The following is a 26,088-nucleotide window of genomic DNA, read 5'->3' as shown; positions in this document are numbered from 1 at the left end:
AATATTTTTTGCAGGTACTGTTGCTACGTGTTGTTTTTTGTTAGGCGCCTGTATGTCTGACACAGAAAGTAAGCAGGCTTATAAAAAAACATCTCCGTTAAAAAAGGCGCTATGCTGCGAATCAAATATGCCTTCCCGCTTTGGCATGGCAGGTGTGGTTAGCCAAAAAATTGCGGATACCGGTGTGTTGAAAAGCCATACGGGTATGGTGTTCATTAAAGGCGGAACCTTTAGTATGGGGGGCGATAACGCCCAGGCTGCCGATGATGAGTTCCCCAAACACAAGGTAACCGTTAACGGTTTTTGGATGGATGCTACGGAAGTAACCAATGCGCAGTTTGCCCGCTTTGTAAAGGCTACCGGTTACGTTACTACCGCCGAACGCAAACCCGACTGGAACGAACTGGAAAAACAATTACCTCCCGGTACGCCGATGCCCGATGAAAGTATGCTGGTGGCTGCTTCGCTGGTATTTGTTCCGCCCGGTCATCCCGTAAAGCTCGACAACTACACCCAATGGTGGGCCTGGGTTCCGGGCGCCGATTGGCAGCATCCGCAAGGGCCTGAAAGTAATATCAACCGAAAGGATAATTACCCGGTAGTGCATGTTAGCTATTACGACGCGCTGGCTTATTGCAAATGGGCAGGCAAACGTTTGCCTACCGAGGCAGAGTGGGAGTGGGCCGCACGCGGTGGCCGGCAAAACAATATCTATCCCTGGGGTAACGAGTCGGTTGATAGAGGCAACCCCAAGGCTAATAGCTGGCAGGGCGAATTTCCGTGGAAGAACACCGTGGCCGATAATTTTGAGCGACTGGCACCGGTAGGAAGTTTTGCGCCAAACCCCTATAAACTGTTTGATATGGCGGGGAACGTATGGGAGTGGTGTGCCGATTTATATAACAATACCTACTATCAAACCATAAATAAACCAGCGGGTGTAAGTAACCCGAAAGGACCCGCCAAAAGCTACGACCCGGATGAACCTTACGCTGTTAAGCGGGTTATTCGCGGTGGATCATTTTTATGTAACGATAGTTATTGCTCGGGCTATCGCGTGGCGCGGCGGATGAAAAACTCCGAGGACAGCAGTACCGAGCATGTAGGCTTTAGATGTGTGCGTGATAAATAACAGAATATTGTTCAACTCTAACACTATACTATGAAATGGTTTTTTGGATCGGCCTTGCTGATAGGGCTCGCATCAACTCTCATTTTTTTTAAACCGGCGCCTTCGTCGGTAAGTACCGCCGCTGATGACCGGCCAAATATTGTGGTGATCCTGGCTGATGATTTGGGTTACTCAGATATTGGCTGTTACGGTTCCGAGATCAGCACGCCTTATATTGATTTTCTGGCAAAGAATGGCATCCGGTATACAAGGTTTTACAATACTTCCAGGTGCTGCCCTACGCGTGCCTCGTTGCTTACAGGTTTGTATAATCAGCGCGCGGGTATTGGCAACATGACGGATGCTGAGGATGAGCCGGGTTATCTCGGCCATTTGTCAGACAACGCCGTAACCATTGCCGAGGTACTAAAGCAGGCAGGCTATCAAACGGCCATGGCAGGTAAGTGGCATGTATCAAATACGCCGGGATTAAAAGACGCAAAAGAGCAGATGAAGTGGCTGAACCACCAAACCTACCAGCCTACTTTTTCGCCTATTGAGCAGTACCCAACCAGCAGGGGGTTTGACAGGTTTTATGGAACAATATGGGGTGTGGTTGATTTTTTTGACCCTTTCAGCCTGGTAAATGGTACCGAGCCGGTTAAGGAAGTGCCCAAAAACTATTACCATACCGATGCCATTAACGATACGGCGGCGTCATACGTAAGGCAGATGGCTAAAAATAAAAAGCCGTTCTTTTTATACCTTGCCGAGAACGCGCCGCACTGGCCGCTGATGGCATTGCCCGAAGATATTGCCAAATACAAGAATACCTACAAAGTAGGCTGGGATGCCATACGTAAAGCCCGTTATAACAAAATGGTAAAGGCGGGTTTGATAGACCCGAAAACCACACCGCTTTCACCTCGCTGGGGTGCTAATTTAGATTGGGAGAATAACCCCGACAAGGAGTGGGATGCCGCTGCAATGGCTGTGCATGCTGCCATGATCGACAGGATGGATCAGGGTATTGGCCGGGTAATACAGGCCTTAAAGGAAACCGGACAGTTAGAGAATACGCTCATTGTTTTCCTAAGTGATAACGGTGCGAGTAATGAAAATTGTACGGCTTATGGTCCTGGATTTGACCGCCCCGACCAAACACGTACCGGCGAGCCCATAGTTTACGACATGAAAAAGACCATCATCCCGGGAAAGCAAACCTCTTACGCTTCAATAGGGCAGCGCTGGGCTAACGTAGCCAATACGCCATACCAATTTTGGAAAGCCCAGTCATACGAAGGCGGGGTACGTACACCAATGGTGGCCTACTGGCCAAAAGGAATAAAAATGAAAGGCGGCAGCATATCGGCACAAATGGGGCACGTAAAGGATTTTATGGCTACGTTTATGGCCTTGGCTAAGGCAAAATATCCTAAAAAATATAAGGGCCATGATATTATGCCAATACAAAGCCACAGCTTCGCCGCTTCTTTTAAGGGTAAGCCAACTGACGATGAGCCGCTGTTTAATGAGCATTTTGGAGCACGGTATGTACGATATAAAGATTGGAAACTCGTATCGCACAGCGGGAATGACACTGCCTGGCATTTATACGCAATTAATAAGGATGAGGCAGAGCTGAATGATCTTGCTGCATCACACCCGGCAGAAGTAGCCCGGCTAAGCAGCCAATGGCATAAATGGGCTAAAGATAATTACGTGTATCCGAAACCCTGAAATAAAAAAAACGACATCGCGAGAATTGAATTTGTTTTGTTTCTCGCGATTTCGTTATGCTAAGAAGATTCTTTTTTACAACACAAACTTGAATACCTCTTCAAGGCCCGAGTTTGAGTTTTGGCTCACTTTCAAATCGGTAATTAAACCGGTGTTCAAAGCGTAAACCCATCCATGCACGCTCAGGTCCTGGCCGTTTTTCCAGGCGTTTTGTACAATTGAGGTTTTGCAAAGGTTACTTACGTTTTCAATTACGTTTAATTCAACCAGTCTGTCGCCGCGTTTTTTCTCGTCTTCAATAGCGTTAAGTTCTGAAGCGTGTAAGCGGTAAACATCCTTAATGTGGCGCAGCCAGTTATCAATAATACCTACCGAGTTGTTGCCCATAGCGGCTAAAACGCCACCGCAGCCGTAATGGCCGGTAACAATTACATGTTTAATTTTAAGTACGTTAACAGCGTAATCGAGCACGCTAAGCATGTTCATATCCGTGTGGATCACCATATTGGCAATATTACGGTGAACAAATATTTCGCCCGGCTGGGTATGGGTTATCTGGTTTGCCGGTACGCGGCTATCGGCGCACCCTATCCAAAGTACAGGTGGCTTTTGGCCGTTGGCCAGCTTATCAAAATATTCCGGATCAAGTTTAAGCGTATCGGCTACAAATTGCTTGTTACCGTCAAGCAAACCTTCATAGGTTATATGGCTTGTGTCATGTAGTTCTGATGATTTGTGTGCACACATGGTTTTTTTATTAATTAGTTTAAGATGTTGCTTTGTTAATTTTCAATCACGGTAAAAGTATAAAATTGAAATCTGTTGCGGATTCATCGCCCGTTATACTTGTTAACGCTGATAACGGCGACATCAGCGATTGTTGTATAAATATTTGCACTTTGTTTAAGAAGCATCTGCATAAAATGGTAAGTGTTGAACACGTAACTGCCTTAAAATGTTTATTGTTTAAATCTGTTTATTGTTATTTAGGGTTTGTAAATCAGCTCTTTTAGTTTGGGCACATCATACCTGTCCTTAATATCCTGTAGCTGTACCACAATACCTTTTGTAAAGGCGTTATGCTTAAAATTATGTATGGTTTCAAGCACATCCGGATCAATATACCTTGAGTTTGATCCATCTATCAATACGTCACTTCCTTCGGGTAAACTGGTAAGGGTAATTTGTATAGCGGCCTTGTTTAAAAACGAAACCTCTTCGGCCAGGCGGATGTGAATGGTTTTTTTGCCGTCGTTGTTTTTAATGATGCGGTAAAAGTAAGGGTTACGCATGTTGGTTCGCAATATGTAAAATATACCCACCAGCATACCTATACCAACGCCCTTAAGCAGGTCGGTAAATACCACGGCAATAATAGTAACTACAAAGGGAATAAATTGCGAAAGCCCCTTGCGCCACACATGTTTGAACAACTCAACGCGGGTTAGCTTATAACCCGTCATGAGCAGGATTGCCGCCAGGCACGACAGGGGAATCATGTTAATAAGCCTCGGGATAAATAATAACGATAACAACAGGAAAACACCATGTACTATGGCACTCACTTTAGTACGCGCCCCTGAATTAACGTTGGCCGACGAACGCACGATCACCGCCGTCATGGGCATTCCGCCCAGCATACCGCTCACTACGTTGCCAAGCCCCTGGGCTACCAGTTCCCGGTTAGTGGGTGATATACGCTTTATAGGGTCTATCTTGTCAACCGCTTCCAGGCTCAGCAGGCTTTCCAGGCTGGCAACAATGGCAATGGTGGCCGCCACTATCCAAACATTTTTATTGGCCAGATCGCTAAAGTTGGGCGATTTAAAAAGCTTAAAGAACTCGTCACCGCTTTTTACTATCGGGATGTTAACAAATTGCTTATCGAGCAGGGCAAAATCGGTTTCCGCAAAGGCCGCAGCGAAAGCAATCCCCAAAATCACTACAAGTAGCGGTGCAGGTACAATGGCCAGCTTTTTAAATTTGGGCCAGTAGATGAGTACCAGCAATGATACCACGCTGATGATAACCGCGCCGTAATTGATTTTTGATACCGCCAGCATGATCTCTGAAAAAGTGTTATGCTGATCGGCCTGAGAGAAACTTTCATCACCCTCGTAATCTGCATCGTAACCAACCGCATGCGGAAACTGTTTCATGATGAGGATGATGCCAATGGCTGCCAGCATTCCCTCAATTACGGTTGACGGAAAATAGTTGCCTATGGTGCCGGCTTTTATCAGTCCGAGAATGATCTGCATGCATCCGGCGATAACGATGCTCAGCAAAAAGGTTTCGTACGAGCCAAGTGTGGCGATGGCATTAAGCACAATAACGGTGAGCCCGGCGGCAGGCCCGGCAACACTAAGCTGTGAGCCGCTGGCTATGCCTACTACTATACCGCCGATAATGCCGGTTAGCAAACCCGCGAAAAGCGGCGCACCCGATGCCAGCGCAATGCCCAGGCATAGGGGCAGGGCCACTAAAAATACTACGATACTGGCAGGCAGGTCACGCTTTAGGTTTTTAGCTAAAAAATACTTATGCAGATCAAAAAAGCCTGCAGTGCCAGCGGTGTGGTCATGCTGATTCATAATTGGTAAAACTGGTTTGTGGTGTGTTATAGAATAAAGGTTTGCCATGCCCGGGCAGAGCACAGTTAACCCGGAGAAATTTAGGCGGCTTAAGCGTTTGGCGGCGGGGTAAGTATTACAGGCGCGTAAGCGTAATGGTATATCAGTGTCTCCTGGTTGTGCAGGATGTTGAGCTCAATAACATGCAGGTTTAAGCGAACCAGTTGGGTATAATATTCGTCGAACGATTTTTTTTCTTTGCATATGTCCTTCTCGGCCGTGTCCTTCTCCTTGCTCTCGTTCTCCAGCTGCATAATCACCGCTTTTACAACCTTATTGTCAAGATGGAAAATAACCGGCGCTACTGATATCACCATCTTTGAGAAAAAGATAGCGATGAAAAGCATTGCGGTTAAAACCTTAAACTCCTTGACTTTCATGCTGTAAAAAATATAAACAACGGAGGGCTTTACTCAATTGGTTAGGTATTGCAAACGCAATTATACATTAAAAAATTATTAAAATAACAGGCTTTAGCAGGATAAATCTTTAGCGCATAATCAGCTCACTTACATTAAGCAATGCCTTTTAATTATCTTTACGGCTTGTTATGAAATATCTGCGCTGGTTATTATTTCCGTTATCGCTTATTTACGGGCTGGTGGTAAGCATACGTAACTGGTTTTATGATGCCGGCTTGTTTAAAAGCACGTTGTTTAACTTCCCCGTTATCTGTGTAGGCAATTTGGATGTGGGGGGCGCAGGTAAAAGCCCTATGACGGAATATTTGATTCGTTTACTAAAGCATGAATACAAAGTAGCCACCCTTAGCCGGGGCTATGGCCGTTTAACCAGGGGCTATCTTGAGGCCGGCCTGAATGCAACGGCGACGGAAGTTGGAGATGAGCCTGCCCAGTTTAAAAACAAATTTGCTGATATAACAGTTGCGGTTTGTGCCGACAGGGTAGCCGGTATTAAAAAGCTGATGCCTGAGCATGACGTGGTTATACTGGATGATGCCTACCAGCACCGCGCTGTGAAGCCGGGTTTTAGCGTTTTGTTGTTTGATTATACCCGCATAAACGAGCCTCGCCTGATGTTGCCCGCCGGTAATCTGCGCGAACCATTTGTTGGCCGCTGGCGTGCCGATGTATTGATGGTTAGTAAATGCCCATCGAACCTTACCGTTCAGGAGCAGGAGCAACTAACCGCACGCTTAAAACCGTTCCCATTTCAAAAAGTATACTTTACTACCATCGCTTACCAAACGTTGCAAAGGCTGGATGGTGGAGGATTTGCTGATAATATCGATGCCGATACTACTGTGTTTTTACTGAGTGGCATTGCCAACACCACTCCGCTTTTACAACATCTGCAAGGTATCACACCGAAAATTATTCATTACAAATATCCTGACCATCATCAGTTCAGCTTAAAAAATATAAGTAAACTTGCTGATGAGTTCGGGGCTTGCACGGCAGAAAAAAAACTGCTTATCACAACAGAAAAGGATGCGCAACGTTTAGGTGAACAGCAACTGCTGCCGCTGGTTAACAAACTGCCCTTTTTAGTGTTGCCCATAGGTATTAAATTTATTGATGGCGAACAGGAGTTTGCCGGCCTTATAAAAAATTATGTTAGAGAATATTCATCGCACAACAGCATACATTAAAAGCCGTATTGGCGATTTTGTGCCCGAGGTAGGTATTATTTTAGGTACCGGCCTGGGTGGTTTAGTAAACGAGATTGAGGTTGAAAAGCAACTGATGTATGCTAATATTCCCGACTTCCCGATATCAACCGTGGAGTTTCACTCCGGCAAGCTGATATTTGGCAAACTGGGTGGCGTTAACGTGGTGGCTATGCAGGGCAGGCTGCATTATTACGAAGGTTATAACATGCAGCAGATCACCTTTCCGGTGAGGGTGATGAAAATGCTGGGTATTAAAACCCTGTACGTATCAAACGCCAGCGGCTCGTTAAACCCGGGCTTTAAAAAAGGCGACCTGATGGTGATCGAAGATCACATTAACCTGCAGCCGCAAAATCCGCTGATCGGGCGTAATGATTCTGATCTTGGTCCGCGTTTTCCGGATATGAGCCAGCCTTACCGTATCGATCTGATCGAAAAGGCGCTTAACATTGCATCGGCCAACAATATTATTTGCCATAAGGGAGTTTATGTTGCGGTTACGGGCCCTAACCTGGAAACGCGTGCCGAGTATCGTTACCTGCGCATTATTGGTGGCGATGCCGTGGGCATGAGTACCGTGCCCGAAGTTATTGTGGCCCGCCACATGGATCTGCCGGTGTTTGCCATATCGGTATTAACTGATGAGGGCTTTCCGGAAGTGCTTACACCGGTATCATTAGAGGAGATAATTGCTGTGGCACAAGAGGCCGAACCGAAACTTACGCTGATATTAAAAGAACTGATAGCACGGAACTGATGCTTGCAAAGCTGAGATATATACTGATTTTACTGTTCAGCCTGAGTGTTCAGGCCGTGTTTGCACAGTTTCCCACTAACGGTAACGGCAATACCCAATACCCCGGCCAGAGCACGCCCAATTACATGCGCGATACCAGCAATCGCGCCCCGCAAAAACAGCTTAGCGGAGATGCATTGCTTGATACCCTGCGCAAACGCGAGGAAGAAAAGGAAGACTCGATAGTATTTGATGCCTCATGGATACGCGTTAGCGCTGAGCGTTTCATGGGTGATAGCACGCAGGATTTTGCGCTGGATACCAGCCTGCGTAATTTTGAAAACTATGGCCCGCTAAACCAGCCGCGCAATCCGCGCATCAGTTTGGGTGGTTATACCGGTATTCAGCAACGCCCTTTGTTGTTTGAACCTGCCAAAACCATAGGCTTTGATGTGGGTTTACACTCGCTCGATCCGTATATGATTAAACCCGAGGATATCAATTATTACCGGGCAAGGGTGCAGTACACCAATCTGTTTTATGTAAGCGGCGGCTCTAAAGAGCAGTTTGTAAAAATAACGCATGCGCAAAACGTGAATCCGCGTCTTAATGTGGGCTTCAACCTCAATTTTAACGGCTCCAAGGGTTTTTATAGCAGCAATAGTGTGCTTCGGCAAAACGTAAGCGATGTTAACGCCGCATTTTTTACCTGGTACGAATCAAAGAGCAAGCGGTATAACATGCTCGCTAATATTATTTATAACAACCTCAAAGCACCGGAAAGCGGCGCTATCATCAAGAACGATATCATATTCACAGATCCTAACGCTACGTTTGATAAAACCCTGGAGCAGGTACGCCTGCCGCAAAGTTTTACGCAATGGAAAACAGCCGGATTTCATCTGAAGCAATCATATTTTATAGGCCGTATTGATAGCGTAAAAACCAAGGGTAAAGCAACCGTGCTGCCTACGCAGCGTGTAACGCATACGTTTAGCTACACCCGCAGTAAGTACCAGTTTGTACAGAATGACATTGACACCTACAACGTATTCCCGGATTATTATTTCAGCTCACGCCGCTCAAATGATTCGCTCACAGTTAACCGCATGCATAACGATTTTGCCTATAGCTTTTACCTTCGCGGCAAATCTGCAAAGAATGAGGCGAAGTTGGATTTAGGCTTGGAGCACGATCTGTATAATTACACCCAGCATGTGCTGGATACCGGTACCAATGAGTTTGGTAACCTGTACATTCGTAACAATAAAATGCAGAATGAGCTTTTCCAGAACATTACGGTTAAAGGCCGTATTGGCTACAGCTTAAGCGACCGTATTTTGCTGGAAGGTAACGTGAGGCAGATAGTAGCCGGTAGAGATTTTGGTAACTTTTTATATGATGCCAAGCTGATGATTGGCGGCAGCAATAAAGTAGGCCGCATAATTTTAGGCGCTTACCAACAAAATGCTTCGCCGCCGCTTATGGCTACGCGATGGGTATCTAACCATTATATTTTTAACAACAGCTTCAATAATGTTAAAACCACTAACCTGTCGTTCAACTACGTAAATACGCCGCTACAGCTTGATTTGAAAGCAGAATACTTCCTGATTAACGATTATATTTATTTCACAGCGCCATCCGGGGGTAATGATGTGCAACCGGCACAGTTGAGTACGCCTATTAACATGATTAAGGTAAGCCTGGGTAAAAACCTCAGCTGGCGCAAATGGCATTTGGATGCTTATGGCGTATACCAGAAAACCGATTACCAGGACTTATTGCGTACGCCTGAAATTTATGCCTATGGTAGCCTGTATTTTACATCAACCTGGTTTAAAGTGCTATATAACAACCTGGGTGTGAGTGTGCGATACAATACGCGCTACGTAGCGCCATCATACGCGGTAGGTTTAGGCCAGTTTTACAACGGGCCTGACGTAACCTTTAGCTCGTACCCAGTAGCCACCGCCTTTTTCAAGGGCACTATTGACCATGTGAACATATTTGTACAGTACGATTACGTAAACCAGGGACTTTTCAGCAAAGGTTTTTATACGGTTAACCGTTACCCGATGCAAGACGCATTGCTGAAGTTAGGGGTTAGCTGGACGTTCTTTCAGTAACCCCCCAGCCCCCTAAAGGGGGAGTTTTTGTAAGTATGTGTAGTACGTTAATAACTCCCCCTTTAGGGGGCTGGGGGGCCTGGCCTGTTTCCTACGTTTTCTGCTTTTTCTTATTAGCCGCCGGAAACAATACATTATTTAATATAAGCCTGTAACCCGGTGAGTTTGGGTGAAGTTTCAGATCTGTTGGCGGGTCACCTACGGCGTGTTGATAGTCTTCCGGGTCGTGGCCGCCGTAAAACGTCCATTGGCCTTTGCCATATTCGCCATGTATGTAGCGGGCTTCGTTGGCGGTTTTCATTTCGCCCATAATCGTAACGCCGGGCTTGAGCACGCTTTTGTTGTAGGCGGTGGTCAACCCCATAAAGCCTTTAATCACCTTGTCATGATTTTGGGTAAGCATACTGGGTACTACATCGTACTTGGCCGAAAAATCAAACAGCGTAAAAAAATCCTTACTGCGCTCAACAGCCCGTGTCTGGCTTACATCAATATTGCTGAATTGGTGCGAGATCGGGTTCATATCCAGCCTGAAATTCTGAAAAGCGAATGTCTTACTAAAATCAAGCTTGCTTTGCGCGGCGCGGTCGGCACCATCACCATCAAACATGGCCTCGCAAATGTCAGTATTGGCGGCAGACAGTGCTATGTCGAAAGTATCGGTACCAGCGCACATGGCGAACAAAAATCCGCCACCTGCACAAAAACCCTGTATGTTTTGTGCCACGGCCAGCTTCATTTTGGATACCTTGTTAAAGCCAAGTTTTTTGGCCGTGGCCTGTTGGATGTTGACATCATTAACATACCATTGTTCGTACCGATAAGCGCCGTAAAATTTACTGAACTGGCCGGTAAAATCCTCGTGGTGCAGGTGCAGCCAGTCGTATTTGGGTAGCTCGCCCTTTATTACCTCTTCGTCGTAAATAACGGTATAGGGTATCTCGGCATATTTTAGCACCATGGTAACTGCATCATCCCAGGGCAACTTACTTTTAGGCGAATACACCGCTATTTTTGGCGGCTTTTGCAGCTTTACCACATCCATATTTACGGATGGATTGCTCACCTCGCTCAGTATACCCGTGGCAGCCGCATCGGCAATAACCTGGTAGCTTACGCCGCGTATTTTGCATTCGGCCTCGGTTTTCTGGCTGTAGGCCATCATAAAGCTGCCGCCACGGTAATTAAGCAGCCAGTTTACCTCGCCGCCGTTCTGCAATATCCAAAAAGCTATTCCGTACGATTTCAGGTGATCCTTCTGCTCCTCATCCATCGGTATAAGTAGTGATGAGGCCTTGGCTATGTTTAAGCTGAAAGCGAAAAGAAAAAAGATGATTATAGGCGAAAGTTTAAAGATGAAAGCTGAAAGGCGAAAGCGGAAAGGTGAAAGCTTTTTTTGGCGTGCGTTCATATTCAAATGTAACGAATAATTTGATTGCCAATTGTTGGTGGTCATTAGTCATTGGGCAATAGTAATTGTATCTGCTTTGGTCTTTCAGCTTTCGCCTTTCAGCTTTCACCCGCAATAACCACCTTTCCGCTTTCACCTCTTTACCCTTCATCCTTTTTTACTACCTTTGCAAACTATTTAATAAAGAGATGAGTAAAGCGATTATAAAAACAGAAAAGGGCAACATGACCGTAGAGTTTTACGATAATGACGCACCTAATACGGTAGCTAATTTTAAAAAACTGGCTAAAGAGGGCTTTTATGATGGTATAGCCTTTCACCGTGTTATCCCTAATTTCGTGGTACAGGGTGGCTGTCCGTTTTCAAAAGATGCGGCAACGGCTAACCGGGCAGGTACCGGCGGTGCTGGCTACCACATTGATTGCGAACTAACCGGCGAAAACCAATACCACGATCGTGGTGTACTTTCAATGGCTCACGCGGGCCGTAACACCGGCAGCTCACAATTTTTTATCTGCCACAGCCGCACCAACACCGCGCACCTTGACCGTAACCACACTTGCTTTGGTAAGGTTATCGAAAACGTTGACGTGGTTGACGACATCCGTCAGGGTGATAAAATAACAACTATCGAAGTAATAGAGGAATAATTTTGGTGAATAGTGAATTGTTAGTAGTGAATTAGACGATTAATTGACTGTTCACTAATAACCACTCACTATTAACCACTCACAACTCACAATAATGAATTTATACGGAATAGTAGCAGTATCAGGCAAGCCGGGTTTATGGAAAGCCCTGGCGCAAAATAAAACCGGTTTTATACTGGAAAGCCTTGATGCGCAAAAAACCAAACTGGTAGCCAACCTGTCAACCGCTAAACTGGCGGCCTTAGAGGAAATTACCGTTTTTGGTTTGGATGATGATATTAAGCTTAAAGATATTTTTGAGCGCATGAAAACCTCAACGCCACCGGATGCAAAAGCCGATGGTAAGAAGTTACGTGAGTACTTCAGAGAAGTAGCGCCGGATCATGATGAAGATAAAGTATACGCTTCGGACATGAAGAAGATCGTTTCATGGTTCAGCATCCTGAAAGATCTGCCGCAATTCAACGAGGCTGAACCAACATCGGCAGAGCCGGTTGCTGAAGAAGTGCCCGTAGCTGAAGCCGAAGTTGTAGAGGCTGCCGCAGAAGAAAAACCAAAGGCCAAAAAAGCGAAAGCAAAAAAGGCTGAGTAATTGATAGACTTATTAAAGAGCCGCTGCTGATATTTCAGTAGCGGCTCTTTTTTGTACTATTTGTTAAAATGTGAAATAGCTATATTTAGCTGTTGAATTATAATGATACCTGAACTTCACAAAAGTAACCTCATCCGCTTTTTCCTGTTAATGCTTTTTTGCTTTATAACATTGTTAGCTCATGCACAGCAGGATGTTGAGTTTCATCTTGCAAAAAGGTTTTTAGAAGATCAGAATATCATAAAGATCAAAAGAAATTATGGTGACGCTTTTTTATGGATATTAACAGATAATAATAAGGTTTATCGTATTAATGAAGATCATAATAGCGCTGAAGATTTCACAGAAAAGTTTAATTTATATAAAGCTGAAAAGTTCATTGATATAGTCGGTATAGCAAAAGATACGGTGTTTTTAGCCACGCCATCAAAAGTACTGGAATTAAAGGGAACTGATTTGTCAGTTATATTCGAGCAAAAGGATATCGGACAAATCAATTCGTTAGGCAGGAGATATGATAATAATGGTATCAATGAGAATAAAGTATATAACGGCAGGGTAATTATAGCAACTGATAAATACACTGTATACTATAACTATCTTGACGGCACGTACTCCGGAGCCGAAGGCTTACCCTATACCGGGCAAATTTATGAAAGCACTCGCAGAGCTTTAATGTGCCGGGCGATAATTTCAACTTCATATTTTAACATACCTTATATACCGGCTTCAATTACATCGTATGATTTTAGCCAAATACATTTAGGGTATTTATGGACTGATAATTATTTCGGCGATACGGTGAAAACAGCATCATATATGGTTCAGCTTGGATATGATGGATTATATGCCTCGAACCAGTTTTGGGCGACCCCTAACGGACTTTTTCAAACAAGTTGGAAGTTTTTTACAGCCGATCCTTATATAAATAACAATAAATATCTTAGCGGCGTAAATATTAATAAGGTAACTAATATCTATGGATTTGCAAATTTCAGGCAGGCCCAAACAAGTGAAGGCTTGGTGCGCAGTAACCTTTTAGTTGGTGCGGACGATGGCTTATATTTTAGTAATTCCAAGTATTCAGAACTATATCTCAGGCCAAAGTTTACTTTTTATGAATGCCCCGAGCTTAAGAATATTAAAGTAAATGACATTTGTGTAAATGATGCTTCAAATGCAGAAATAAATTTTTGCGAAGACGGCGTATGGGTAGCTACAACTAAAGGTATTTATTTGCTTAAACCTGATTGGGGTAAGTTTTTAAATAGCCAACAGCTTAACGCAATCAGGTTTGAAAACCAAGCGGCAGATGTTACTTCAATCACTTTATGTGGGCAAACTCAAAAAGTAATTATTGAAGGCTATACCGGACTACAATATGAATGGTACAAAAATGGTGTAAAGTTAGCTGGACAAACAGGCAATGAACTTGATGTAAAATCTCCAGGCGATTTTTATGTTGAACTTTACGATCCATGTTCGGGTGTACACATTAAATCGAATACGCTCAAGGCTATTCAGGGTATAGCGCCGGTTTTAACTTTCAATTATCCCGACCAGATAAACATTTGCAATAAACAGCCTTATAGATTATCCATAAATAATAATGCAGCTTATAAGTATCGTTGGTATAAGGATAACGAGTTAACCGATAAAACAACCAGCTCAATCTCTGTTACGGAAACCGGCAAATACAAGGTGGAGGTAAGCTCATGCCCGGATAGCTGGGTGGCTTCAAAAGAAGTGCAGGTTAATTTTATTGGCCTCCCCGTTGCTACATTAGCTGCCGACAAAGCCATTTACTGCCAGGGCGAACTGGCCAGATTAACTATTAATATACCGTTAAACCCTAAATACAATATTTATTGGCTTCGCGATGGAGTGGTGGTTAACGAACTTACAAATGAAAAAGAAGCCAGAACCAATATAGCGGGCACTTATACAGTTAACGTTAAAAGTACAGCCGACGCTGCATGTGGGCAATCATCACAGCCGCTGCAACTTCAATTTACTTCAGCGCCAACCTTCAGTTTCAATTACCCTGACGTAGTCCGAACCTGTGCCGGCCGTGCATTTGAGTTAAAGGCTGATGGTAACGCAGTCTATAATTATCGCTGGTTTAAAAATAACATCCAGCTCAATATAACTACTAACACACTACCCATTACCGAAAGTGGCAGTTATCGAGTGGAGGCGAGTGCCTGTTCAGGCAGTTGGGTGCCATCAAAAACGGTACAAGTAAATGTAATTACAGTGCCGGTAATCAGGTTATCAGCAAATAAGGCAGCTTATTGCGACGGAGATAATGCTACACTGTTCATCAACACATCTGCAAGCAATGATTACCTCATCCGCTGGTGGCGGGATGGTGATCCGCTGGTTGAAGCGACTGACAAAATAAGTATTGTAACCAACAAAGCCGGAAACTATAATGTAACCATTGAGGGGCGCGGTGTTACTACATGTACACAGGTTTCAAATATGCTTGCGCTGGCCTTTAGTCCGCAACCAACTTTAAGTATACAACAGGTTGCAAGCGCTACACTATGTGAAGGGTCAACGGTTGAATTAAGGGCGTTACACCCGGCTAATACAAACGGTGTGGTTACCTGGTCATCTGGCCAGACGGGAGATGTGCTCAGAGTAAACAGATCAGGCACTTACACTGCGGAGCTAAGAACGCCTGCGGGTTGCACTGTAAGCGAGAGTATAAATGTTAACCTTTTACCCAACCCGATACTGAGTATTGCTAATGCGGAATTATGCCCTTACGATAATGAATCTGTTACGCTTAACGCGCCGACAGGTTATGTTAAATATATATGGAACGGGCAGCCGGGAGGAGCATCGTACACAGCGAACAGGATTGGAAACGTTAGTTTAACGGTTACCGACTTTAATGGCTGTACAGCCACACAAATTATTAAGGTAAGCAACAAGTGTGATGATATAAAAATACCCAATACCTTTACACCTAACGGAGACGGCATTAATGATAACTGGAACATTAGCGGTATACAAGGCAATAATGCAATAGTTGTAAAAGTATATAATCGTAATGGCGCACTGGTTTTTGAAAGCGCCGGTTACCCAATACCGTGGAATGGTACATCAAGGGGGCAACAACTACCTGTTGGCAGCTATTACTATATCATCAGCGTAAAAAATAGCACACAGGTATTAAGCGGTTCAGTTGCGATATTACGCTAACAGCATTGCGGTTCGTCGCATTTTTTTTCACTGAACTCCGGCTCAAAGGTGCTATGGTTAATATCCAGATGTTCCAGCCGGTGGCGCAGGTCGTGTTTGATCTGGTCAAAACGGTCAACAGCTTCGGGAGCAATAACGAGGTGAGCGGTTAAAGCGTTTTCTGTTGTGCTCAACGCCCATACATGCACGTGGTGAATGTCTACCACACCGTCGGCTTTTAACAGTTCGGCTTTGATCGCGGCAAGGTCCATATCCTTAGGTACGCCGTCCATCTCTAATCGCAGGCTGTCTTTAAATAGCCCCCAGGTACCAATTAATATTACAATAGCAATAATAATGCTTACCGCGCTATCCAACCAAAACCAACCGGTATAAGCAATTACAACCCCAGATAAAACCACGCCTAATGATACCAATGCATCAACCGCCATATGCATATAGGCGCCTTTAACGTTGAGGTCTTTCTCCTTGTCTTTCATAAATAGCCAGGCCGTAAAGCCGTTTATGGCTATGCCGGTAAGTGCTACCCAAATAATGGTATCGCCGGCTATAGCCTGCGGCTGGGTAAAGCGCTCAATAGCTTCGTAAACTATAACCCCAATGGCCGCAAATAATATCACCGCGTTAAAAAAGGAAACCAGTATGGTTGATCGCTTGTAACCATAGGTGTAAACTTTGTTGCTATTTACTTTGGTAAGTTTGTATGCCAGCAATGCTAACGCTAAACTGGCTACGTCGCTCAGGTTATGGCCGGCATCGGTCAATAAAGCTAAAGAGCCGCTGTACAAACCCGCTATTGCCTCAACCACAACAAAAGTTATGTTAAGGCCGATGCCCCAAATAAAGGCTTTATTTAAGTGATCGAGCTTTACGCTATGATCGTGGTGGTGATGAGAATGATCGTGCCCTGCGCCCATGTTAATGTAAGTTAATGGTTCCGGATCTACTTATTAATATTTAAACGGCTCCAAATGTTTCAGTTGTACTTATTCATGATGATATGGCTCTCCCTTGATAATGGTAAAGGCACGGTATAGTTGCTCTATAAAAAACAGGCGTACCATTTGGTGCGAAAACGTCATGTGCGAAAGGGAGAGCTTATTATTAGCGCGCTGGTAAACTGAGCTGTCAAACCCGTACGGCCCGCCTACAATGAATACTACGTGACTTGCCGCGCCTACCATGTGTTTGTTTATGGTGTTGGCAAATTGAGTTGAAGACAGCTCACTGCCCTTTTCGTCCAGCAATATCACATAATCAAGCGGAGTTATCTTTTTCAAGATCATCTCGGCTTCCCGTGCCTTTTGCTGATCTTGCGACAAGGCTTTGGTGTTTTTTAACTCCGCCAGGTCAAGCAGTTCCAGCTTAATGTAATGCTTAAGGCGCTTTACATATTTTTCGATGCCCTCTCTTAGGTAAGAGTCTTCAGTTTTGCCGACAGTTAAAAGCGTTATCTTCATAAAACAGCACAAATAACGTTATTTTTAAAACAAAGCCTTTACTTTACCGCTTTGTTTTCAACCATGACGCAGGATATACTGAACACCTATCGCAAAAATGCCGCTAACGCCCAGGCGGAGGCCAACCGTTTTAAAAAGCTGGCTAACAAATATTCGCTTATGCGGCTGGGGGTATTTGCCTTATTTATTGCGGGAGTTAGTGTTGGCGTAGCCATTGATAACTTTGCGGTGATAGCCATAACATCCATCCTGCTGATATCGGTTTTTGTAGCGTTGGTAAAACGGCAAAGTGAATTTGAGCGCGAGCGCGATTACTTTACCGACCTGGTGCGCATCAACGAAAATGAGATAGCGAACATAGAGCAGTATGATAATCTTTACGACGATGGCGACCGCTTCGGTAACGATAAGCACTTCTACACATCTGATCTGGATATATTTGGTAAAGCATCCTTATTTAATTTGATCAACCGCACGGCTACAGTGCCGGGTAATAATAAGCTCGCGGTCTGGCTGAGTGCACCGGCTGATAAGCAAGCCATTTTACAACGGCAGGAAGCCCTGCGCGAACTATCGCGCAAAAGCAACTGGAAGCTGGAACTACAAGCCCTGCTATTGTTTGCCAAAACGGCTGATGTGGCCCAGTTAAGCAACCTGGTAAAGTATTTGGGTATGCCGCTTGATATGCCGGGCGAAAGCTGGATAAAAAAGTACTGCCGCGTTGCGCCATTTATTACAGTTGTGGCCATTATTCTGTCTGCTTATTTCGGTGTTAAGCTGGTTTGGCTTGTGGCGGTGTTCGGGCACCTGGGGTTGGTGGCATCAAGGGGAGCGCAAATAAAAAAGGCGGACTTGGTGATCGGTAAAATAGGGGCTACCCTGGGCAAATACGCTCAGGCTTTCAAAAAGGCTGAGGATGAGCAATGGCAGTCGCCTTATTGTGCAGGCTTATCCAATCAACTAAAGGAAAAGCAAACTTCGGCAGAGATAAAGGAGCTTTCTGTACTGATAAACAAATTTAACAGCAGGCTGAACATGCTGGTAGGGGCGGTGCTGAACATATTTTTTCTTTGGGATTTAAAACAGATCATCGCCATTGAGGAATGGAAGCGTGCCAACAAGCAAAACCTTGCTGATGCCTTTGAGGTACTGGCTGAATACGAGGCGCTCATTAGCTTGGCAAGCCTGCATATTAACTACAGCCATTGGGCCATGCCGCAAATTGCCGATGGTGAGGCATATACATTAGCGGCTAAAAATATTGGTCATCCGCTTATTCAACCAAATAAAAGGGTGGTGAACAGCTATGAGTTGCGCGATGCATTTAAGGTTGATATTATTACTGGCTCGAACATGGCGGGCAAGAGTACTTTTCTACGTACCATAGGTATTAATACCGTGCTGGCTTTATGCGGCGCACCGGTATGTGCCGATGCAATGGAAGTATCGGTAGTCAATATCATCAGCTACATGCGCATCAAGGATTCGCTTAACGAGAGCACCTCAACCTTTAAAGCCGAGCTGGATAGGTTGCAAATGTTGCTTAAAGCGGTGGGCACTATACCAAAAGTTTTCTTTTTGGTAGATGAAATGTTGCGGGGTACAAACTCGGTTGATAAATACCTCGGCTCAAAAGCGGTGATTGAGCAGCTGATAGCCAAAAACGCGGTCGGCATGGTAGCTACGCACGATTTGCAAATAGCCCGGCTTGAGGATAAATACCCCGCCTACGTAAGCAATTACTATTTTGATATACAAGTAATAAACGGCGAAATGCTGTTTGACTATAAGCTTAAACACGGCGAATGCAAAACCTTCAACGCATCGTTATTACTCAAACAAATAGGCATCAATGTAGCGGGTTGAGCAAATAGTTTCATTTTTTTAGAGCCATCACATAAAAAGAGAAAGCCGCAAGTTACTTGCGGCTTTCTCTTTTTATAATCTATAAGATATTATCTTGAATTCTTAGGTTTTTTAACCCTGATGTGTGGTTTGCCTTGCGGATTGATCTCAGGTGCACCAACCATCGTCATGGCGCAACGGAAACCAACTTCCGCACTTGAGTTATCCTGATCCATAAAACGTCGGGTAGCTGGGTTTAACCAGTAGGCCATATCATTCCACGAGCCGCCTTTATAAACTTTCGAGCGATTGCTTACCAGGGTAGTGGTGCCGTATAACGCCGCATCAACGGTATCTATATAATCGCGATAATCGTTAGTGTATGGTTTGCCGGCGATAGCGCTTGGCGTAGCGGTGGCTGTAACACCGGTACTATCCGTTGCGGCCGGAGCCTGTGCATCACCGGTGCTGTTTTGCGCGTTACCACCTTGTTGCAAGGCAATAAACTCGCTGTACTTCATTTTACGGTTTGATTTCGCCGGATCCTTTATCGGTCTGCCGTATTTATCCTTAGCGTAAACGCCTTTTGTAGGGTCGGCCATACGTTTATTGGTAAACTCGTTACCACGGAAAGGATTAAAATCCTCAACATCTTCAAACGACATTTGTCGATAGGTATCCGCAACCCATTCGTTTACGTTACCGGCCATGTTGTATAAGCCAAAATCATTTGGTTCGTACGAGCGTACCGGCGCGGTAATGTCGGCCTTATCGTTCAGGTAGCCACCAACACCGGCGTTATCGCCGTTGCCCCGCTTAAAGTTAGCCAGCATTAAGCCACGCGTGGCTTTTTTAGGCGAACGGACGCCAAGGCCATTCCACGGGTATACCTTACCATCGTTTATGTTTTCAAACTCGGTGTTACCGGCAAGCGAAAGCGCAGCATACTCCCACTCCGCTTCAGACGGTAAGCGATAACCTTGTTTCAATATACCGTCTTCCATACGTACCGGGCGAACAGCTTTAGTACCCTGAGCGTTAGGATTAAGGTCGGGCATCATTTTCTTACCATCAATGCCCGGGCCGCGGTATTGATTGTTTGTATAAATCTCGGTATTAAAAGGCTCTTTGCCTTTACGGGCAGCATTATCCTTCCAGTTAGCCAGGTAACCGCGTTCACGTAAAATATTTTCGTTTGTACGGTCCGTACGCCATGCACAGTAATCCTGCGCCTGCTCCCAGGTAACACCTACAACCGGGTAGTCCTGAAAAGCAGGGTGCCTCAGATAATTATCAACATAAGGCTCATTGTATGATAATGGCCTGCGCCAAACCAATGTATCAGGTGTAGCATTGTAGTAAAGCTCGCGGTCATCAGGAAAGGTTATGTTTATCCAGTGCAGGTAATCCAGCCAATCCTGGTTGGATACCTCTGTTTCGTCCATATAAAAAGATGGTACGGTAACACGGCGCCTGGTGTTATTATTATCAAACATCACATCCTGATCGGCGCTGCCACCCATTACAAATGTGCCGCCTTCAATAGGCACAAGCCCCGGGCCCGGACTCGGGTGTGTTTGCCTGAAACGCATATAACCGCCGTTGGATCTGTCGTTATAAACAAGGCCTGTTTTTTGCGACCGCTGTTTTTTTGAGCAGCCTGCCACGGCCACACCCAGCATCAGTAACGCCAAAGCAGTTCTTGTAAATGTTATCTTCATATTATTCTAAGCAATTATCAATGGTAAAAGTAACAACTTCAACATCTAATACAATAATGGAGTTGGTTTTGTTTACCGCTTTTTTAACGTAAATAAGGCTAATTTAGTTACAACCTATTTAATGCTATTACGTATTATCAATTATTGTTTTTTGGTGATACCCCGGCATCAAAATTTATATATTTGACAATTAACAATCACTCACCCAGCTAAATGAAGCTCAGTTTATTTAAGGCATCAGTTTACGCAGCAGTTTTGTTGCCCGGTATGGCCTATGCACAAACCAATTTAAATGGTAGCACAGGTTCGGCTATCCGCACGGAGGTGCCGTTTCTGAACATTACGCCCGATTCACGTTCAGGTGCTATGGGTGATGCCGGCGTTGCTTTATCGCCAGATGCTAATGCAACCTACTGGAATCCGTCAAAACTCGCTTTTTTAGAGGACAATCATACCGTATCGCTATCATACAGCCCATGGTTGCGCCGCTTGGTGCCTGATGTAAGCCTGTCGTACTTAAGCTATGCGCATAAGCTGGACGACCGGAACAGCATCGGCGCCTCATTACGCTATTTCAACCTCGGCTCAATATCTCTTGCCGATGAAAGTGGTACCAGCCAGGGATCGTACACGCCTAATGAGTTTGCGATTGATGGATCATTTGCCCGTAAGTTCGGCGATAACCTGTCATTAGGTTTAACGCTGAGCTACATTCGCTCAAACCTTTCAAATATATCTTTCGTGTCGGGCTCGGCGCAAACTTCACGCGCGGCTAACGCGGTGGCTGCGGGTGTTTCCATGTATTACAAAAACCCTACGCAGCAATTCGGTAAGGACGCCTTGTTTGCCTTTGGAGCTAACATATCCAATATCGGTACAAAAATAGGGTACACGGATAACGGCCCGCGTTATTTTTTACCAACCAACATGAAACTGGGTATAGCCAATACCTGGTTTTTAGACGAAACCAACCAGCTTACCTTCGCATTTGACGTTAATAAGTTACTGGTGCCCACCACAACGGTTAACCCGGATGGCAGCGTTAACAATGGCGACGATGTATCGGTACCGGCCGGTATCTTTCAGTCGTTTACAGATGCGCCGGGCGGCTTTAGTGAAGAAATAAAAGAGATAACGGTATCACCGGCATTGGAGTATTGGTATAATAAACAGTTTGCGTTGCGCACAGGATACTTTTATGAAGCCGCCTCAAAAGGCGGACGCAAATACCTGTCAATGGGTGTAGGTTTCAATTACCAGGATTTTACTTTCGATTTCTCATACCTGGCGGCAAATCAGCAAAACAGCGCGCTGGCCAATACGCTGCGTTTCACATTATCTGCTAACTTTGGCGGCAAAAAATAAATTGTGGCTAAAATAAAAGTAGGTTTCGGGTTTGATGTTCACCAGTTGCGTGAGCAGCATCCATTTGTTTTGGGTGGAGTTAAGTTAGATCATCATTCAGGCGCATACGGTCACTCAGATGCTGATGTTATGTTGCACGCCATTTGCGACGCATTATTAGGCGCGGCCAACTTGCGCGATATAGGTTACCATTTCTCTAACAAAGATGAGCGCTGGAAGGGCATCAGCAGCTTAATACTACTCCAGCATGTGGTTAAACTGCTAGCTGACAAAGGCTGGGCGATAGGAAATATAGATGCAATGGTATGTTTAGAGGCGCCAAAAATAAATCCGCATATACCGGCCATGCAAAAAAATATAGCCGAAGCAGCGGGCATCAGCGAAGAAGACATCTCTATAAAAGCGACTACTAACGAACAGCTGGGCTTTATCGGCCGCGAAGAAGGTGTGGTAGCTTACGCTGTCTGTTTGATAGAGAAGATATAATAAACGAAAATGATAAAAACAGTAAAGGCGCTCATTGAGCGCCTTTACTGTTTTATAAGATAATAATGTAATACTATTTTTGCCTGAACCAGACTTGAACCGGCGCGCCTGAAAAATCAAAGTTCTCACGTAGTTTGTTTTCAATAAAACGGTAGTATGGCTCTTTAACATACTGCGGCAGGTTGCAAAAGAACGCGAACATGGGCGATACCCCGTTTATCTGCGTAGCATATTTTATTTTTACGTACTTACCCTTAATTGATGGTGGCGGGAAGTTCTCGATAATTGGCAGCATAACATCATTTAGCTTTGATGTAGATATTTTGCGCGCCCTGTTCTCGTAAACTTTATTGGCTACATCAATTACCTTAAGTACACGCTGTTTTTCGGTAACAGAGGTGAATATGATAGGAACATCAGTAAATGGTGCTATTTTTTGCTTGATCTGCTCCTCAAATACCTTAACGGTTTTGCTGTTCTTTTCAATCAAATCCCACTTGTTTACCACAATGACAATGCCCTTCTTATTCTTCTCGGCCAGGTGGAATATGTTGATGTCCTGTGCTTCCAGGCCTTCCACCGCGTCAACCATTAATATCACCACATCGGCTTCCTCAAGTGCCTTAATGGTGCGCATTACCGAGTAAAATTCGATATTTTCCTTGACCTTGGTTTTTTTACGCAAACCAGCGGTATCAATCAACATAAAATCGTGCCCGTACTGGTTATAGCGAATGTGGATTGAATCGCGGGTGGTACCGGCAATCGGGGTAACTATATTGCGTTGCTGGCCAAGTAAAGCGTTAATAATAGATGACTTACCCACATTAGGACGGCCAACTATAGCGTATCTTGGTAGGCTGTTCTCCTCGGGCAGTTCGTCGTCAAAATGCTTAATTACTTCATCAAGCAATTCACCGGTGCCGGAGCCGGTCATAGATGAAATGTTGAATATCTCACCCAGGCCGAGGCTATAGAATATCGTTGCGTCCGACTGTAGCATGGTGTTATCTACCTTGTTAACCACTACAAAAACCGGTTTGCTGCTTTTGCGCAACAGGGCAGCAATCTCATCATCAAGGTCGGTTATACCGGTAGTAACATCAACCATAAAAATTATCACGGTAGCCTCTTCAATGGCTATTACCACCTGCTCGCGTATGGCGGCCTCAAATACATCCTCTGACCGGGCTACGTAACCTCCTGTATCAATTACGGTGAACGTACGGTCGGTCCACTCAGCTACGCCGTAGTGCCTGTCGCGCGTAACGCCGCTAAAATCGTCAACAATGGCCTTACGGGTTTCTGTTAAACGGTTGTAAAGGGTTGATTTGCCTACGTTGGGGCGTCCTACTATAGCTACTATATTACTCATTTGCTTATCAATCAAGAATCGGGCTGCAAAAATCAAGATGCTATCATTGATTTTACAGCCAAATTCAATTACTATTTATTAGAAAGCGGAAATTTTAGGCAAAGATACCTTTTAGCGCTTACTTCCTGCTTCTTAAATCTTATCTCCTAACTATTCGTATCCAAACTTCTTTAAATAGTTCTTTTTGCTGCGCCAGTCGGGTATTACCTTTACAAACATCTCCAGGAATACTTTACGCTGGAAGAATTCCTCCATATCCAGGCGGGCATATTTGCCAACTATCTTCAGCATCTCGCCGTTTTTGCCGATCAGGATGTTCTTCTGCGAATCGCGCTCTACTATAATTTCAGCGCTGATGCGGTGGAGTGTTTCGCCCTCAACAAATGCCGTTACAATAACTTCGGTGCTGTACGGAATTTCTTTTTTATATTGTTTAAACACCTGGGCGCGTATCATTTCGGACGCGAAGAAACGATCGTTACGATCAGTCAATGCATCTTTTTCATAATAGGGCGGATGCTCGGGCAGGTGCTCCAATATAAAATCCATAATAGCCTTAAGGTTATGCTCATGCAGTGCTGAAATGGCAAATATCGCTTTCGGGTTAAGCTTTTGCTGCCAGTATTCAACCTTTTGCTTCACAACTTCCGCGTCGGACTGATCGATCTTGTTAATAAGTATGGCAAGCGGAGCTAACGAACCTTGGAGTTTCCTGATAACATCATCCTCATCATGTTTTTCGTTGATATCTGTAACGAGGAGTATCAGGTCGGCATCAACTATGGAGCCTTCTACCTGGTGCATCATACTTTCGTGCAGGGCGTAGTGTGGCTTGATGATGCCCGGCGTATCAGAAAATACAATCTGGTAATCATCCGTATTAACGATGCCTAAAATGCGATGGCGTGTAGTTTGCGCCTTGGGCGTGATGATAGACATTTTTTCGCCAACGAGGTGGTTCATCAGCGTTGATTTACCTGCGTTGGGTTTACCTATAATGCTAACAAAACCTGCCCTGTGACTCATAAAAACTTTTTTAAAATATTTTTGGACTGCAAAGAAACGAATTATATCTTTGCAGTCCAATTCAAAACAAATCTTAATTTTGATTTAGTATTTGAAAAGGCTTTTTCGAGGTTATGGCGGAAAAGAAATTATAAGCACAATAGTGCGGGATGGAGCAGTTGGTAGCTCGTCGGGCTCATAACCCGAAGGTCATAGGTTCGAGTCCTGTTCCCGCTACCGAAAAATTACAGGCCTTAAGTATTAACAACTTAAGGCCTTAATTTTCAAATCAGAAAACATTACGGAGTTATGCCCGTTATGTATAGTACCAAAACACAATAGTGCGGGATGGAGCAGTTGGTAGCTCGTCGGGCTCATAACCCGAAGGTCATAGGTTCGAGTCCTGTTCCCGCTACCTGTTAAAGGGGAAAAGTTATAATTAACTTTTCCCCTTTTCTTTTTATCATCCGCTCTTGATCATTCTATATTAACTATTTCAAAATCTTCAACCAGTTAAACTTTTTTGCGGTGCCGACTGCAGATTTTTGTGGTATACAAAAAGATACCGCTTTGCCGAATCTTTTATTTATCATAAAAATATACGTTATGAAACTACCTGATTTTGAAAATGTACAGGGACCTGTGCTAATGCTGAATATGCTAAAGTTTAAGGACAGGGCACATTATTTTGACGTTTATCTTCCGGCTTTCCAAAAAGTTACGGAACAGTTGGGCATTGCAGGTGTAAAACCCAGGCTGGTAAGCAATGTGGTAGCTAATATACTGGCACCGGAAAATGAAACGTGGGATGCTATTTTACTGGTAGAATACCCCAGCGCGCAGGCATTTAAAACAATCGCCGAAAGCGAAGTTTACCAGGAACTCGCTAATCCGCATCGTTTGGATGCCACGGCGGAGTTGCATTTGTATATGACCACGCCGTTTGAGCTTTAATGCTTAACTTGGGCTATGCATCAATTGAT

At 44.6% G+C, this 26,088-nt stretch carries 21 protein-coding genes and 2 tRNA genes; 14 read left to right on the top strand and 9 right to left on the bottom strand.

Going from position 1 to position 26,088, the window contains the following annotated elements; genetic code table 11:
* Positions 1-52 precede the first annotated feature (52 nt).
* Both LT679_RS08780 and LT679_RS08775 read left to right on the top strand, forming a co-directional pair.
* A complete protein-coding gene (locus LT679_RS08780) occupies positions 53-1,132 on the top strand; it encodes a formylglycine-generating enzyme family protein (RefSeq protein ID WP_232177078.1) in 1,080 nt (359 codons plus the stop codon).
* A gap of 30 nt (positions 1,133-1,162) precedes the next feature.
* Positions 1,163-2,851, top strand: coding sequence for an arylsulfatase (locus tag LT679_RS08775; RefSeq protein ID WP_232177077.1), 1,689 nt, complete (start codon positions 1,163-1,165; stop codon positions 2,849-2,851).
* Between the two features lie 75 nt (positions 2,852-2,926).
* Here LT679_RS08775 and can read toward each other — a convergent pair whose 3' ends face one another.
* The 3 genes from can to LT679_RS08760 all read right to left on the bottom strand — a co-directional run bounded on the left by can (position 2,927) and on the right by LT679_RS08760 (position 5,864).
* Positions 2,927-3,598 (bottom strand): carbonate dehydratase, encoded by a 672-nt coding sequence (gene can / locus LT679_RS08770; RefSeq protein ID WP_232177076.1) that lies wholly within the window; start codon positions 3,596-3,598, stop codon positions 2,927-2,929.
* Between the two features lie 239 nt (positions 3,599-3,837).
* Positions 3,838-5,445 (bottom strand): SulP family inorganic anion transporter, encoded by a 1,608-nt coding sequence (locus tag LT679_RS08765; RefSeq protein WP_232177075.1) that lies wholly within the window; start codon positions 5,443-5,445, stop codon positions 3,838-3,840.
* Positions 5,446-5,534: 89 nt separating this feature from the next.
* A complete protein-coding gene (locus LT679_RS08760; RefSeq protein WP_232177074.1) occupies positions 5,535-5,864 on the bottom strand; it encodes a hypothetical protein in 330 nt (109 codons plus the stop codon).
* A 170-nt stretch (positions 5,865-6,034) separates the two neighbouring features.
* On the opposite strand from LT679_RS08760, the gene lpxK reads away from it, so the two are divergent.
* From lpxK to LT679_RS08745, 3 genes are read left to right on the top strand one after another with little or no spacing between them, the layout of a single operon-like run.
* The gene (gene lpxK, locus LT679_RS08755) at positions 6,035-7,096 is read left to right on the top strand and encodes a tetraacyldisaccharide 4'-kinase (RefSeq protein ID WP_232177073.1); all 1,062 of its coding nucleotides are present in this window, start codon (positions 6,035-6,037) and stop codon (positions 7,094-7,096) included.
* Positions 7,059-7,874, top strand: coding sequence for a purine-nucleoside phosphorylase (locus tag LT679_RS08750; protein WP_232177072.1), 816 nt, complete (start codon positions 7,059-7,061; stop codon positions 7,872-7,874). Before lpxK ends, LT679_RS08750 begins: the two co-directional genes overlap by 38 nt.
* On the top strand, positions 7,874-9,982 hold the full coding sequence (locus LT679_RS08745) for a putative porin (protein WP_232177071.1): 2,109 nt from the start codon (positions 7,874-7,876) through the stop codon (positions 9,980-9,982). Before LT679_RS08750 ends, LT679_RS08745 begins: the two co-directional genes overlap by 1 nt.
* A 91-nt stretch (positions 9,983-10,073) precedes the next feature.
* On the opposite strand, the gene LT679_RS08740 is transcribed toward LT679_RS08745, so the two are convergent.
* Positions 10,074-11,255, bottom strand: coding sequence for an asparagine synthetase B (locus tag LT679_RS08740; protein WP_232177170.1), 1,182 nt, complete (start codon positions 11,253-11,255; stop codon positions 10,074-10,076).
* A gap of 326 nt (positions 11,256-11,581) precedes the next feature.
* Between LT679_RS08740 and LT679_RS08735 the strand changes: the two genes are divergently transcribed.
* The 3 genes from LT679_RS08735 (at position 11,582) to LT679_RS08725 (ending at position 15,848) form a co-directional block, all read left to right on the top strand.
* Positions 11,582-12,043 carry a peptidylprolyl isomerase gene (locus LT679_RS08735; protein WP_232177070.1) on the top strand — a complete coding sequence of 154 codons (462 nt, stop codon included), beginning with the start codon at positions 11,582-11,584 and terminating at the stop codon, positions 12,041-12,043.
* Between the two features lie 94 nt (positions 12,044-12,137).
* Positions 12,138-12,635: a DUF5606 family protein gene (locus tag LT679_RS08730; protein ID WP_232177069.1), complete on the top strand. Its 498-nt coding sequence runs from the start codon at positions 12,138-12,140 to the stop codon at positions 12,633-12,635.
* A gap of 102 nt (positions 12,636-12,737) precedes the next feature.
* Entirely contained in the window at positions 12,738-15,848 is a 3,111-nt protein-coding gene (locus LT679_RS08725) for a T9SS type B sorting domain-containing protein (protein ID WP_232177068.1), read from the top strand.
* Here LT679_RS08725 and LT679_RS08720 read toward each other — a convergent pair.
* A complete protein-coding gene (locus tag LT679_RS08720) occupies positions 15,845-16,765 on the bottom strand; it encodes a cation diffusion facilitator family transporter (RefSeq protein ID WP_232177067.1) in 921 nt (306 codons plus the stop codon). The genes LT679_RS08725 and LT679_RS08720 overlap by 4 nt on opposite strands.
* Before the next feature lie 69 nt (positions 16,766-16,834).
* The gene (rlmH, locus tag LT679_RS08715; protein ID WP_232177066.1) at positions 16,835-17,308 is read right to left on the bottom strand and encodes a 23S rRNA (pseudouridine(1915)-N(3))-methyltransferase RlmH; all 474 of its coding nucleotides are present in this window, start codon (positions 17,306-17,308) and stop codon (positions 16,835-16,837) included.
* Between the two features lie 63 nt (positions 17,309-17,371).
* On the opposite strand from rlmH, the gene LT679_RS08710 reads away from it, so the two are divergent.
* The gene (locus tag LT679_RS08710; RefSeq protein ID WP_232177065.1) at positions 17,372-19,174 is read left to right on the top strand and encodes a MutS-related protein; all 1,803 of its coding nucleotides are present in this window, start codon (positions 17,372-17,374) and stop codon (positions 19,172-19,174) included.
* 89 nt (positions 19,175-19,263) lie between these two features.
* Here the strand turns inward: LT679_RS08710 and LT679_RS08705 are convergent, their stop codons facing one another.
* Positions 19,264-20,874: an SUMF1/EgtB/PvdO family nonheme iron enzyme gene (locus tag LT679_RS08705; RefSeq protein WP_232177064.1), complete on the bottom strand. Its 1,611-nt coding sequence runs from the start codon at positions 20,872-20,874 to the stop codon at positions 19,264-19,266.
* A gap of 213 nt (positions 20,875-21,087) precedes the next feature.
* Here LT679_RS08705 and porV point away from each other — a divergent pair, with 213 nt between their 5' ends.
* Positions 21,088-22,239: a type IX secretion system outer membrane channel protein PorV gene (gene porV, locus LT679_RS08700; RefSeq protein ID WP_232177063.1), complete on the top strand. Its 1,152-nt coding sequence runs from the start codon at positions 21,088-21,090 to the stop codon at positions 22,237-22,239.
* A 3-nt stretch (positions 22,240-22,242) separates the two neighbouring features.
* On the top strand, positions 22,243-22,725 hold the full coding sequence (gene ispF, locus LT679_RS08695; RefSeq protein WP_232177062.1) for a 2-C-methyl-D-erythritol 2,4-cyclodiphosphate synthase: 483 nt from the start codon (positions 22,243-22,245) through the stop codon (positions 22,723-22,725).
* A 73-nt stretch (positions 22,726-22,798) separates the two neighbouring features.
* On the opposite strand, the gene der is transcribed toward ispF, so the two are convergent.
* A complete protein-coding gene (der, locus tag LT679_RS08690; protein ID WP_232177061.1) occupies positions 22,799-24,100 on the bottom strand; it encodes a ribosome biogenesis GTPase Der in 1,302 nt (433 codons plus the stop codon).
* 150 nt (positions 24,101-24,250) lie between these two features.
* The gene (gene era, locus LT679_RS08685; RefSeq protein WP_232177060.1) at positions 24,251-25,126 is read right to left on the bottom strand and encodes a GTPase Era; all 876 of its coding nucleotides are present in this window, start codon (positions 25,124-25,126) and stop codon (positions 24,251-24,253) included.
* Between the two features lie 143 nt (positions 25,127-25,269).
* Here era and LT679_RS08680 point away from each other — a divergent pair.
* The 3 genes from LT679_RS08680 (at position 25,270) to LT679_RS08670 (ending at position 26,059) form a co-directional block, all read left to right on the top strand.
* Positions 25,270-25,342 (top strand) — tRNA-Met (locus tag LT679_RS08680).
* 105 nt (positions 25,343-25,447) lie between these two features.
* Positions 25,448-25,520, top strand: a tRNA-Met gene (locus tag LT679_RS08675).
* Positions 25,521-25,711: 191 nt separating this feature from the next.
* Entirely contained in the window at positions 25,712-26,059 is a 348-nt protein-coding gene (locus tag LT679_RS08670) for a DUF1330 domain-containing protein (protein ID WP_232177059.1), read from the top strand.
* The last annotated feature ends 29 nt before the right edge of the window (positions 26,060-26,088 follow it).

Source organism: Mucilaginibacter roseus, from assembly GCF_021215455.1.
Taxonomy (GTDB): domain Bacteria; phylum Bacteroidota; class Bacteroidia; order Sphingobacteriales; family Sphingobacteriaceae; genus Mucilaginibacter; species Mucilaginibacter roseus.
This window is presented reverse-complemented; position numbering and strand designations above follow the sequence as displayed.